This window comes from Kitasatospora sp. NPDC001664 (genome assembly GCF_053596675.1).
Window position 1 is genome coordinate 80,049 of record NZ_JBSFGS010000031.1, and the last position, 11,589, is coordinate 91,637.

General features: G+C 72.8%; 13 protein-coding genes. 6 read left to right on the plus strand and 7 right to left on the minus strand.

All coding sequences use genetic code 11. The features are described from left to right. The first annotated feature begins 430 nt into the window (after positions 1–430). From ACWCYY_RS33215 to ACWCYY_RS33225, 3 genes are all read left to right on the plus strand, one after another. Positions 431–967 carry a hypothetical protein gene (locus tag ACWCYY_RS33215; RefSeq protein WP_449798129.1) on the plus strand — a complete coding sequence of 179 codons (537 nt, stop codon included), beginning with the start codon at positions 431–433 and terminating at the stop codon, positions 965–967. An 88-nt stretch (positions 968–1,055) separates the two neighbouring features. Continuing rightward, the gene (locus tag ACWCYY_RS33220; RefSeq protein WP_449798130.1) at positions 1,056–2,336 is read left to right on the plus strand and encodes a VanZ family protein; all 1,281 of its coding nucleotides are present in this window, start codon (positions 1,056–1,058) and stop codon (positions 2,334–2,336) included. Positions 2,337–2,680: 344 nt separating this feature from the next. After that, complete coding sequence (locus ACWCYY_RS33225) at positions 2,681–3,334, plus strand: hypothetical protein (RefSeq protein WP_449798131.1); 654 nt, start codon at positions 2,681–2,683, stop codon at positions 3,332–3,334. Between the two features lie 30 nt (positions 3,335–3,364). Here the strand turns inward: ACWCYY_RS33225 and ACWCYY_RS33230 are convergent, their stop codons facing one another. The 4 genes from ACWCYY_RS33230 to ACWCYY_RS33245 form a co-directional block, all read right to left on the minus strand. Next, positions 3,365–3,994, minus strand: coding sequence for a hypothetical protein (locus ACWCYY_RS33230; protein ID WP_449798132.1), 630 nt, complete (start codon positions 3,992–3,994; stop codon positions 3,365–3,367). 179 nt (positions 3,995–4,173) lie between these two features. Continuing rightward, complete coding sequence (locus tag ACWCYY_RS33235) at positions 4,174–5,676, minus strand: SulP family inorganic anion transporter (protein WP_449798133.1); 1,503 nt, start codon at positions 5,674–5,676, stop codon at positions 4,174–4,176. Positions 5,677–5,790: 114 nt separating this feature from the next. Continuing rightward, positions 5,791–6,396, minus strand: coding sequence for a carbonic anhydrase (locus ACWCYY_RS33240; protein WP_345285457.1), 606 nt, complete (start codon positions 6,394–6,396; stop codon positions 5,791–5,793). Positions 6,397–6,656: 260 nt separating this feature from the next. Next, positions 6,657–7,448: a DUF2785 domain-containing protein gene (locus tag ACWCYY_RS33245; protein ID WP_449798134.1), complete on the minus strand. Its 792-nt coding sequence runs from the start codon at positions 7,446–7,448 to the stop codon at positions 6,657–6,659. A 207-nt stretch (positions 7,449–7,655) separates the two neighbouring features. Between ACWCYY_RS33245 and ACWCYY_RS33250 the strand changes: the two genes are divergently transcribed. Both ACWCYY_RS33250 and ACWCYY_RS33255 read left to right on the plus strand, forming a co-directional pair. Next, entirely contained in the window at positions 7,656–8,141 is a 486-nt protein-coding gene (locus tag ACWCYY_RS33250) for a cation:proton antiporter regulatory subunit (RefSeq protein WP_380150049.1), read from the plus strand. Between the two features lie 4 nt (positions 8,142–8,145). Further along, positions 8,146–9,366: a cation:proton antiporter gene (locus ACWCYY_RS33255; protein WP_449798135.1), complete on the plus strand. Its 1,221-nt coding sequence runs from the start codon at positions 8,146–8,148 to the stop codon at positions 9,364–9,366. A 93-nt stretch (positions 9,367–9,459) separates the two neighbouring features. Here the strand turns inward: ACWCYY_RS33255 and ACWCYY_RS33260 are convergent, their stop codons facing one another. From ACWCYY_RS33260 to ACWCYY_RS33270, 3 genes are all read right to left on the minus strand, one after another. Then, positions 9,460–9,594, minus strand: a complete 135-nt coding sequence (locus ACWCYY_RS33260; protein ID WP_449798136.1) for a hypothetical protein — start codon at positions 9,592–9,594, stop codon at positions 9,460–9,462. Beyond that, a complete protein-coding gene (locus tag ACWCYY_RS33265; protein ID WP_449798137.1) occupies positions 9,591–10,397 on the minus strand; it encodes a class I SAM-dependent methyltransferase in 807 nt (268 codons plus the stop codon). Before ACWCYY_RS33265 ends, ACWCYY_RS33260 begins: the two co-directional genes overlap by 4 nt. Before the next feature lie 79 nt (positions 10,398–10,476). Beyond that, positions 10,477–11,193, minus strand: coding sequence for a Fic family protein (locus ACWCYY_RS33270; RefSeq protein WP_449798138.1), 717 nt, complete (start codon positions 11,191–11,193; stop codon positions 10,477–10,479). Positions 11,194–11,196: 3 nt separating this feature from the next. Between ACWCYY_RS33270 and ACWCYY_RS33275 the strand changes: the two genes are divergently transcribed. After that, positions 11,197–11,589: hypothetical protein (locus ACWCYY_RS33275; protein ID WP_449798139.1), on the plus strand; the 393-nt coding region annotated here is incomplete at its 3' end.

Sequence of the window (11,589 nt, forward strand, 5' to 3'; positions counted from 1 at the left end):
TCGACCACCTCTCCGGCAGCCAGTGGAGCGCCACGGTCGAGCCCTTTGGCAAGACCGTCCACGCCGACCTGTGCACCCGCCCGCCCGGCCTGACCCGCACCACTGGCGACGGGAGCATGACAACAGCAGGCATCCATTCGTTACATCACTGTTATGTGACGCTCCGAAGTAGCTGCATCCGGAACGTGCTGGAAACCTGATGCCAAGGGCAGGTGAGCAGTTACTTTAGGTGATGGCCAAGTAGGGGATTCCCGGCAGAAGCGGGACGAGGGGGGCCAACTGATTTCGCTTGCTCGGGTGGAGTGCATACGGAAGGCTCAAGGCGTGCCGGGCCGCGCAAGCTGTCAGGCCTCAATCTGTGGGCTGGGGGGTCCGCGCTGCAACGCGGAGCCCCCCTCCTCGCCATCTTGATGCGCTTTGGGAGGACATCATGACGAAGACCGCTGCCCCGATGGGCGGGGTGCGTACGACGATGGTACGGCTCGGTATCGCCGCTGTGCTGGCGGCTGCTCCGGTCGCGACCGCCGTCGACGCCCAGGCCGCCCCGGCTCAGAAGGGCAACCACCAGCTGAACCTGCCCTCGACGGGTGGTGCGGCTGCCCAGATCAACGACGGCACCGCCACCTCCGCCGCCACGGGCGGCGTCCAGCCCCTGGTCAGCACCTCGCTGAGCAGCGGCACCCTCTACTTCTGGTCCGAGAACGGTGCGAAGCACGGCCAGTCCTACTACTCGGCGCTCACGGCCATCCAGTACCAGAAGAAGTCGGGTGGCCAGATCATCGCCCGGTTCGCGTACGAGGAGGGTGGCAACACCCACTGGGACCAGGGCGCGTTCACCCAGAACGCCGGTGAGACCAAGAGCTTCAACTGGGGCTTCGCCCCGCTGCCGGCGAACTGCAGCGCGATCGGCAAGATGTGGGTCTCCGGGCAGCAGACCTTCCAGACCCCGCCGGACCACCCCTGCTGAGCCTGACACGCTGACCTTGCCCCGGGGTGGCTGCGAGCTCGGCCCGCAGTCACCCCGGGGCACTACCCGACCGCGTCCCGGAAGACCGATGATCGAAGCGATTTTCTCCTCAGCTCCCGCGCTCGTCCCTGTCTTCGCCGTCCTTGGCCTCATCTTCGGGACGGTGGCTCTGCGGCAGGCCCGGGCCAGACAGTGGCCGCAGGCCGCCGCAGTCCTGTGGGGGCTGTCGCTGGCCGGCGTGGTCGCTGCGACCCTGACACCGACGACCACCGGGTCGTCGGGGCGGACCTGTGCGATCGGGAGCGGGGTGTGGGATACCGCCACCACCCAGCAGGGGCTGATGAACATCGCCCTGTTCGTGCCTCTCGCCTTCTTCGCCGCAGTGGTGCTGCGTCGGCCGTTGACCGTGCTCGCGGCGTGCACGGTTCTCTCCGCTGTCACCGAGCTGTGCCAGACCATGCTGGGCACCGGCCGCTCCTGTGACGGTGCGGACTTCATCGACAACGCGCTCGGCGCGCTCGTCGGCACTGTCGCCGCGGTCGTCTGGTCGTGGCTCCGCTCCCGCAGGGCAGGATTCGGGCGCCGAGACGTCCTTCGCGGTCTCACGGTCGCCGGCGTCGGCCTGGCCGCGGTCACGACCGTGGTCTGGCTGTGGGTACCGCTTCACCGCGACGCGGCCGGCTTCGGCGCGACCTCTTCGTCCGACGAGATCGAAGTCCCCCAGCGCGTCGCCGAGCGGCTCTTCGGCCCCGGTACCCTGCTGCAGACCACCCGCCTGACCGCCACCCCCGAGGATCCCCCGCAGCAGGTCCTCGAGGCCACCACCGACCGCGGCCAGTTCCGCATCGACTGGCCCACCGGGCGTCTGCTCATCAGCGCTTCGGCCAACAGCCAGATCGACCCCGGTCCGCTCACCAAGGACCAGGTCCTCAAGGTCGGCACGGACTTCGCGGCGACCTGGTTCCCCGAGCTCACCCAGGCATCGACCTCCACCCTGACCTCAACCGACAGCGCGGGTGGCGCCTACATGCTCACCTACCGCCGGTACAACGCCGACAACGTCCTGATGCCGATGCGCCTGGACATCACCGTCTCCACCTCCGGCAGGGTCATGGCGTCATCCGCACGCTGGGACGCCGACCCCCAACTGCCGCACTCCACGGTCAACGCCGACACCGCCAAGCGTCAGGCTGTATCAGCCCACCCCGGCTCCCGCGCCGACACCACGTTCCTCCTGGCCAAGAAGATCGATGGCCAGTGGCGACCGTGCTGGGCGGTCAACATCGTCAAGCCCGGGGACACACAGGCCACAGGAACTGTTGAATTCGTGGACGCCGTTACCGGCAGAGTGGTGGCGACGCGAGGCTGACCGCCGGCACGGTGCCGATCGGCCGACGCGCTCCAGGTAGCTGCCACCGATCATCGCCCGTCGCGGGGTCCCGCACGGCTCCGGCCCGGGCACGGTCCGCTGGGTCGTCGAGTGCACCAACGCAGTGTTGCACCGTCAGACGGTCTCGCAGAGCACCTCGTTGTACAAGCTCGGTGCGGATTCGCGGTCGGGCCACGTGATCGGAGGCCCCGGTGGCGGCGTGCTCAGGGGTACGCTCGGGGTCGCCTGTCCTGGCACGAACTGCCCCGCGGTGAGCGGGCCGCCGTCAGCGACCGGGCGACCCACGTCGGGCGAGTCAGCCGTCGCAGCACAACGGAGCGCAGATGAAGCTACCGATCGTCGTACACCGGGCCCGCTCGGGAGCCGACGAGTTCAGGGTCATCCGGCCCGCTCTGCCGCTGACCCGTGCGGTCCTCGTCGACCACGACCGGTACCTGGACGCCTATCTGGACCAGGGCGCCGCCCGCAGCATCGCCGGACTGTGGATGCTCGCGGCCCGTTCGCCGCGTTCGCTGATCCACCTCCCCCTACGGGCCAACCACCCGCCGGCCCGGGAGGTGCAGGAGGACGCCGGCCGCCGGCTCGACCTCGTCCTCCTGCACCACTCGCTTCAGTTCGCCCCTTCGCGCTGGAAGGAGCTCCGAGGCCGTCTCGGCCCCGGTCGGCCGCAGACCGCGAGCCTGCCCGAGGAGGAGCACGCCGACGGTGCGGCGATCGACTACGCGGCCCGTCACCACCGGGAGAACCGCGACCTGTTCCACCAGCACCTCCATGCCGAGACGCTGTTCATGACCGGCAGCGCGAAGGTGTTCCGTGAGACTGCGCGGCACTTCCTCGATGTGGCACGCGAGGGACCGGGCCACGTCCCGGTCCATCCCGGCCACTCTCACTTCTGCACCGAGCTGCACTCCAACGACGGCGTCCTCGGCGACGCCCGCGAGATCCACATCGAGTACTGCGACCAGTGGGGCTCATGAGCCGTGCTGGTGAGTAGGGGTGGTCGGCCCTCAGTGCTCGACGGCGGTGCGGATGTTGGCGAACAGGCGGGCGGCCTCCGGCGGAGTGGTGGCGGGGAGGAGGGCGACACCGGCGGTGGTGGTGTCGGACCAGCCGCAGATGACGTCGGTGGGGCCGGTACGGGCCGGGAGGCTCAGGCATTCGAGGGAGCCGCCGAGCGGGCCGGGCGCGTACGGTTCGGCGGTGGTGGGGTCGCCGGTGGAGCCGGTCCCGAGGGCGTAGTCGATCAGGCCGCGCCAGAGGTGCTCGCGGCGCTTGTTCGGGTCCTCGGGGACGTTGTCCACGGCGAGGACGAGGATCCGGCGGGCGGAGGGCTTGCCGGGGCGGTCGTACTCGGCCTGGACGAACTGCATGCCGTCGACCATCTCCCCGGGGTCGACCGGTACGTCGGTCAGGGTGCCCGGGCCGGTGGCGAGGGTGAGGCCGCCGGCGGTGGGGGCCTCGGTGACCTTACGGGGCCCGGCCGGTGAGGGCTTGGCGGTGGTCGGGGAGGGGGACGGCGGGGGAGCGACAGGGGCAGTGGCGGTGGAGGAGGGTGCGGGGGCGGGTTCGGGGACGCAGGCGGTGAGGGGGAAGGCGAGGGCGGCGGTGGCGAGGAGGAAGACGGTTCTGCGGTACACGGTGCGGTGAACTCCCCGGTGCGGTGGGTGTGTCCGGGCTGCTGACCCGGTGCCCAGAGGGTACGGGCGACGGGTCCGCGCCGGGGAGTCGATCGCGGATACGGGACACCGTCCGGACCTGACGGTGACACAGGTGCCCGGGGTCGGTGCCGCCGAGGCCCCGGGCACCTGAGGGGCCGTCAGACGGACGCCGGGATGCGGACCACCGCCGTGGCGCCCTCGGTGCGGTTGTGGCGGTCCTCCCAGGTCTCCAGCGCCGTGCGGCAGGCGTGGTCGAGGTGCCGCAGGGCGGTGAGGTCCAGGTGGACGGGGCGGTCGGTGGGGAGGCGTTCGAGGACTTCGAGGAGCCGGGGGAGGCGGAGGAAGGTGGCGTTGCCGGAGAGGGCGACGTGTATCGGGCCGTCCGCTCCGCGGTCCGCGACCTCGACCTGGAGGTGGGAGGTGTCCCAGGCGGACTTGAGGACGGAGAGCAGCAGGCCGAGCAGGACGCCCTCGAAGAGGTTGGTGGCCACGATCGCGACGGCGGTGACGACCAGGATGAGCGCCTCGTGCCGGTGCGAACGCCACAGCGGCACCAGGGACTTGACCGGGATGAGCTTGGCTCCGGCATGCACCAGGACCCCGGCCAGGGCGGCCAGCGGGATGACGGTGAGGGCGGCGGGGATCAGGGCGGCGAAGAGCAGCAGCCAGAGGCCGTGCAGGACGCGGGAGGCCTTGGTGCGGGCGCCGGCCTGGACGTTGGCGGCGCTGCGGACGATGACGGCGGTCATCGGGAGGGCGCCGAGCAGGCCGCAGACGGTGTTGCCCGCGCCCTGGGCGAGCAGCTCCTTGTCGTACTGGGTGCGGGGGCCGTCGTGCAGCCGGTCCACGGCGGCGGCGCTGAACAGGCTCTCGGCGGAGGCGATCAGCGCGAAGGCCAGCACCGTCCCGAGGGCGGCGACGCTGCCGAGGGCGGCCAAGGAGGACGAGTCCGGCAGGCTGATCACCCCGGCCAGCCCGGCGACGTCCACCTTGGCGACGGGCAGGGAGAGCAGCGCCGTGACGGCGGTGGCCCCGGCGACGGCGGCGAGCGGGGCGGGGAGGGTGCGGAAGGGGCCGGGCAGCTTGGGCCACAGGACCAGCACCGCCACCGTGCCCGCGCCGATCGCGGCGGCGGTGAGCGAGGCGCGGGAGGAGAGCGCGTCGGTGGCCAGGCCCGGGAGCCCGGCCAGCTTGGAGAGGCCGTCGGCGGGGGCCTTGAGGTCGGCCATCGCGTAGAGCTGACCGGCGATCAGGACCAGGCCGATCCCGGCCAGCATGCCCTGGACCACCGAGACCGAGATGGCCCGGAAGAGGCGGCCGAGGCGGGCGGCGCCCATGGCGAGTTGGAGCAGCCCGGCGGCGGCGGTGATCACGCCGAGGGTGCCGAGGCCGTGCTCCTGCACCGCGCCGTACACCAGCACGGTGAGGCCGGCGGCGGGGCCGGAGACCTGGAGGCTGCTGCCGGGGAGCAGGCCGGTCAGCAGACCGCCCACGATGCCGGTGACCAGGCCGAGTTCGGCGGGGACGCCGGAGGCCACGGCCACGCCGACGCAGAGCGGCAGCGCGACCAGGAAGACGACCAGGGAGGCGGGTAAGTCCGCCTTGAGGGAGGCGAGTCGGGAGGTGCGCACGGGCGGCGCGGTTTCGTGATGACGGGGCATCGGGTCCTCGGGTCCTCGTGAGGGTGTACGGACGGGGCGGGAGGGCCTGGGTGGGGCGGTGGAACAGTGGAGCGGTGGAGCGGTGGAGCGGTGGAACGGGGTTTCTCGGCGGGTCTAGAGCGGCAGGAAGAGGCCGCTCTCGGGGCGGTGCGAGAGCACCAGGCCGGTGTGGATCTCGTAGAACCAGCCGTGCAGTCTGATCCGGCCCTCCGTCAGGCGGCGGGTGATGGACGGGTAGGCGCGCAGGCGGTCGAGCTGGGCCAGGACGTGGCGTTGGACGGGGCCGGCCACGGTCGGGTCGAAGACTTCGGCCTCGTCGCCGGAGCGCAGGACCTGGTGGTCGGCGGTGCGCAGCCAGGCGTCCACGGCCGGGACCACGCTGAGGTCGTCGCCGCGCACCACGGCGCCGACGGCGCCGCAGTGCGAGTGGCCGCAGACCACGACGTCGCGCACGCCGAGCACTTCGACGGCGTACTCGATGGTGGCGGTCTCGCCGGAGGTGGCGTCGGGGTGGTGGGCCGGGACGATGTTGCCCGCGGTGCGCAGTTCGAACAGGTCGCCGGGGTCGGCGCCGGTGATCAGGCTGGGCACCACCCGGGAGTCGGAGCAGGTGATGAAGAGCGCCTGCGGAGCCTGGCCGGCGGCGAGGCCGGTGAGCTCGCGGCCGGCGTCACCGGCTCGCTGGGGGAAGGCCCGGGCGCGGTCGATGAGCGGTTCCAAGAGGGATGCCTCCTTCGGCTGGAACGGGCATGGCGGAGGAACGCCGGTCTCACCAACGGTGGAGCCGTGGTGACTCGACGTTACGTCAAGACTCAGTAAAGCACGAGTATGTACCGGTCAAAGTCACGGGAAGCGGAGGAGGTGTGCCCGTGTGGTTAACATCTTGTTGCCGGGCATGGCGGGAGCCGTGCGCAGGACGGAAAAAGCCGGTCCGCACGGGGAGTTGACGCCCCGTCGGACCGGCTCCGATGGCCGGGGCGTCAGCGCCGGACCATCCGGTCCAGCGCGTCGGCGAGTGCCGCCTTCACGGCCTCGGGGTGCGTGAGGGCGCGCGGCGGTGCCTCGCTCCGGGCGCGTACGCCCCTGTCCGCCAGCACGTAGAGCAGGCGCAGGGTGCGCAGGCAGTTGGAGAACTCCGCGGGGACGGGCGTGGCGAGGGTGTCCGACCCGAAGTGCTCGGCCAGCGGGGCCAGCCAGCCGATCGCCTGGGACTCCGTCAGATCGGGGCGGGTGAGCACCCGGCCGACCGCGCGGGCGAGGCGGTCGTCCTCCAGCTGGTCCCAGACGTGTGCGGTCGGCGCCGTCAGCCGGGCGGCCGCCAGGGCGAGCATCCGCTCCGGCGCCACCTCCGGGTGCAGGCCGAAGGTGGCGAGCAGGTCGGCGCCGTGCGCGACGGCGTGCAGCCAGCCCAACTCGGCGTCGTGGCCGCGCAGGTCGTGCTCGGCCGGGTACCAGTGCTCGAAGGCCGCCACCCACTCGGGTGCGAAGTCCCCCGCCTCCACCAGCATGTCCAGCACCAGCGGGGCGAAGGTGCGGGCCTGCACCCGGGGGTCCTCGAAGCGGGAGGCCATCCGGGCGCCGAGCGCGCGCCGCAGCGGTGCCGGGATGACGCTCCGGGAGATCCAGGCGGACAGCACGGCGTACGGCGCGCCGTCCCGGACGGCGGGGTCGGGGTCGGCCAGTGCGGCCGCGAGCAGGGGCACCAGCTCGTCCATGGTGCGGTCGGTGGGAACGGCGGAGTCGGCCGCCTCGGTCAGGCTCCAGTCGATCATGGCGGGGAGGGTATGCGGGCCGCGCCCGACGAGGCCCGCGAATTACGGCACCGGGCCGCCGGGGTGACGGAGGGTCAAGGTGCTGAACGTCACGCCTTGATCTGCTCTTTACTTTTCGTTGACCCTTACGGAGGCGGCCGCTCGCCTGAAAGACTGTGGGACCACCCCTTGACCTGCGCATCAGCGCCCTGCCGGAGGGATGCCCCCGTGCCCGTGCCCCGACTGCAATCGACCCCGCTGCCCGGAATCGGCGTGCAGTACGACCTGACCACCCGAGAACATCAGCACCTCTCGGTGATCGCGCACCGGGACGGCACCCGCACCCTCAACACCTACCGCCGGGACGACCCGGACGCCTGCTCGCTCTCCGTCCACCTGACGGAGGGTGAGTCCGCCGCCCTGATCGACGCCCTGACGCCCGCTCACCACAGCCCAAACGTGCTGCACACCCTGGGCCTGGGCCTGGTCGCCGAGCGGATCGAGCTCTCCGGCGCCTCGCACTGGAACGGGCGCGAGCTCGGCGACACCCGGATGCGCACCGAGACCGGCGTCTCCATCGTCGCCGTGCTGCGCCGCACCGGCGCCGTGCCCTCCCCGACGCCGGACTTCCGCCTCGCCGGAGGCGACACCCTCATCGTGATCGGCACCCGCGAGGGCGTCGACGCCGCCGCAGTGATCCTCGGACGGGAGTGAACGCTTGCACACCGCCACCATCTTCATCGAGCTCGGCGCGATCATCCTGACCCTCGGACTGCTCGGCCGAATAGCCGGCCGGTACGGCCTCTCGCCGATCCCGCTCTACCTGCTCGGCGGCCTGGCCTTCGGCCACGGCGGACTGCTGCCGCTCAGCAGCAGCGTGGAGTTCGTCGCCACCGGCGCCGAGATCGGCGTCATCCTGCTCCTGCTGATGCTCGGTCTGGAGTACACCGCCACCGATCTGGTCACCAACCTCAAGAGCCAGTACCCCGCCGGGATCGTGGACTTCGCGTTCAACGCCCTGCCCGGCGCGGTGATGGCACTGCTGCTCGGCTGGGGCCCGGTGGCCGCCACCGTGCTGGCCGGCGTCACCTGGATCTCCTCCTCCGGGGTGATCGCCAAGGTGCTCGGCGACCTCGGCCGGCTCGGCAACCGGGAGACCCCGGTCATCCTCAGCATCCTGGTGCTGGAGGACCTGGCGATGGCGGTCTACCTGCCCATCCTCACCGCCCTGTTGGCCGGTGCCGGGCTGGTCGCGGGCAGCATCACGCTCGCCATCGCGCTGGCCACCGCGGGGGCGGTGCTCTTCGTCGCCCTCCGGTACGGGCGGCTGATCTCGCGCTTCGTCTCGCACGACGACCCGGAGAAGCTGCTGCTGGTGGTGCTCGGCCTCACCCTGCTGGTGGCCGGGGTCGCCCAGCAGCTCCAGGTCTCGGCGGCGGTGGGGGCGTTCCTGGTCGGCATCGCGCTCTCCGGGGAGGCGGCCGAGGGTGCCCACACCCTGCTGAGCCCGCTGCGCGACCTGTTCGCGGCCGTCTTCTTCGTCTTCTTCGGCCTGAACACCGATCCGGCCAGCATCCCGCCGGTCCTGCTCCCGGCACTCGCGCTGGCCGTGGTCACCGCACTGACGAAGATCGCCACCGGCTGGTGGGCCGCCCGCCGGGCCGGCATCGCCTCGCGGGGCCGCTGGCGGGCCGGGGGCGCACTGGTCGCCCGGGGTGAATTCTCCATCGTCATCGCGGGGTTGGCGGTGGCGGCCGGAATCGAGCCCGCGCTCGGACCACTGGCCACCGCGTACGTCCTGCTGCTCGTGATCATCGGCCCGCTGGCCGCGCGCTGGACCGAGCCGATCGCCTCGGCACTCGGCGCGCGCCGCCGCAGGGCCGCCGCCGAGGTGGCCGAGGCCGAGCCGCTCCGCGGCGAGCCGGAGACCGTCGCCTGAGGGGCCGTCACCGGACCGGCGGAGCCGCCCGGCCCGGCGCGCACTCGCACCGGGCCGGGCGGTTCCGCCTGAAGGCCGTCAGGACGAGCTCGTTCAACGGCGGGCCGTACCGCCCAGCCAGGGACCGAAGATCGTGCGCCAGTCGGCCAGGGCCATAGCCGGGGCAGGGGTCGGGGCCAGGGCCAGGTGGCCGGGGAATCGCGGGGTCGTGGTGGTGGATCGCATCATTGCTCCTCGGGGTCGACGGCGGGTCGGAGCCGGTGCGTACGGAGCACACCGGTCAGCAAGGGGAGGGTGAACGCGCCCGCGGCGGTCTCCGGGGTCGCGGCCAGGTGCCCGCGGATGCGGGCGAGCGTGGCGGCGCGCTCCGGCTCCGGCATGACGATCACGCCCGCGCGGGTGGCGAGCGCGGCCACCAGGGAGTCGGCGGTGCGGAGTTGACCGTGCGGGAAGGTCCGCTGCTCCGGGCCGCCGAAGCGGGCGGCGCTCCCGTCCTTCGGGAGGTGCAGGCCGGCGGTCGCGGTGCGCCAGGCGGCGGGGGTGTCGCGCGGGCCGATCACCGCGCTACCGCTCGCCCCGGCGAGACCGGCCACCCAGGGGACCTGGTCGTCCATCAGGTTCCACAGCCCCGCCAGCACCCCGCCTGGTGCCAGCACCCGGGCGATCTCCGGCCCGGCGACGGCCAGGTCGAACCAGTGCAGCGCGTTCCCCGCCAGCACGGCGTCGACGGAGCCGTCCGGCAGCGGGATCGCCTCGGCGCTGCCGGCCAGCGCGCGTGCCCGGGGAAGGCCACGGCGCAGCTCGGCCAGCATCGCCGGATCGGGCTCCACGGCCACCACCTCGACGCCCGCCGCCAGCAGCGTGCCGGTCAGCTTTCCCGTCCCCGCACCGAGATCGAGCACCCGTCGGCCGGGCGCGGCCTCCAGCGCCCACCGCACGGCGGCCGGCGCGTAGTCGGGGCGGTGCTCGGCGTAGGCGACGGCGGCGAGGCCGAAGGACGAGGCGTGCCCCGGGTGTTCGTCGGAGTCCATGGGGGCACGCTAGCCGCACCCGGTGGGCGTCGTCCTCAGACCTGAGGGTGATCCCCGGTCACGGTGCGGGCCGGGCGGGTCAGGGGGCTCCGGCATCGGGTTCGTACGGCGCGTCGAGGAGTTCGAGCAGCCGGGGGTGGATCAGGGCTCCGGGCAGGCGGGGGTGGTCGGTGAGGAGGCCGGCGGTGCGCAGGCGGTCGAGGGGTGGTCGGGGGTCGTACGGGAGGACGTCCCGGAGGGAGTCCGCCGAGACGGCGGGAGCGGCACGCAGGTGGGTGAGGGCCACCATGGCGGCGGGGTCGTCGGCGACCCGGGCGATGGCCGTGTCCAGCACCGCGCCGTAGGCGTTCACGGTGGCCGTCCGGTGGAGGGCCGTCTCGGTGACGGCGCGCGCGAACAGCGAGCCCCAGCCGGTGAGTTCGCCGTCGGCGGCGGCGACCAGGGCGCTGTCGTGCTCGACGTGGTGCCGCTCGGCCCAGGCCTCCAGGTCGAGCAGCAGGCCGGGGAGCAGGCGCGCGCCCACGAGGTCGCACTGGGCGAGCAGGCGGGCCGTGCGGCCGTTGCCGTCCGGGAACGGATGGATCGTCAGCAGGCCCGCCATGGCCAGGGCGGCGGCGTCCAGCGGGTGGGCGGTGGTGTGGGTGCCCCAGTGGTGCCAGTACGCGATGCGGTCCCGGAGCTCTGCGCCGGGGCCGGTGGCGATGGTGAACCTCTCGCCGTCGCGCCAGGTGACGGTGGAGACCCCCCGGCGGAACCCGCCGGGCTGGGTGATGTTGGGGTCTCCCGCGACGAGCATGCGGTGCAGTTCGGCGAGCGCCTCGGGGGTGAAGCAGAGGCGGTGGCCGGGGTGTTCGAGGAGTTCGGCGCGGACGGAGTGGACGGCGAGCAGGCCGACGGCGGTGCGGTTCTCGGCAGCGGCGGCGAGCAGACGCGGCAGGTGTTCCGAGGCGATGCCGGCGGTGCGCCCGGGGTGGATCTGGCGCCGCCAGCGGGGGCGGTGGAAGAGGTCCGGGTTGGCCAGGTGGGTGCCGACGGCCGTGGTGAGCCGGGCCAGTGCGTCGAGGGCGGTCGCGCGCTCGGCGGGCGGGACGGCGACGGCGTCGAGCGGCGGTGGTTGGCGATGCCCATGCCCTCCGCGATGGCGCCGGTGTCCTGGCCCTCGGCGATCCGCAGCAGCACCTGGACCTCACGG

Excerpts from the sequence above, each read along its gene's own strand:
- ACWCYY_RS33270 (WP_449798138.1), bottom strand. The coding sequence starts at position 11,193 with ATGCTCGTCGCGGGAGACCCCAACATCACCCAGCCCGGCGGGTTCCGC.
- ACWCYY_RS33215 (WP_449798129.1), top strand. The coding sequence starts at position 431 with ATGACGAAGACCGCTGCCCCGATGGGCGGGGTGCGTACGACGATGGTA.
- ACWCYY_RS33235 (WP_449798133.1), bottom strand. The coding sequence starts at position 5,676 with ATGCCCCGTCATCACGAAACCGCGCCGCCCGTGCGCACCTCCCGACTC.
- ACWCYY_RS33220 (WP_449798130.1), top strand. The coding sequence starts at position 1,056 with ATGATCGAAGCGATTTTCTCCTCAGCTCCCGCGCTCGTCCCTGTCTTC.
- ACWCYY_RS33225 (WP_449798131.1), top strand. The coding sequence starts at position 2,681 with ATGAAGCTACCGATCGTCGTACACCGGGCCCGCTCGGGAGCCGACGAG.
- ACWCYY_RS33260 (WP_449798136.1), bottom strand. The coding sequence starts at position 9,594 with ATGATGCGATCCACCACCACGACCCCGCGATTCCCCGGCCACCTGGCC.
- ACWCYY_RS33245 (WP_449798134.1), bottom strand. The coding sequence starts at position 7,448 with ATGATCGACTGGAGCCTGACCGAGGCGGCCGACTCCGCCGTTCCCACC.
- ACWCYY_RS33265 (WP_449798137.1), bottom strand. The coding sequence starts at position 10,397 with ATGGACTCCGACGAACACCCGGGGCACGCCTCGTCCTTCGGCCTCGCC.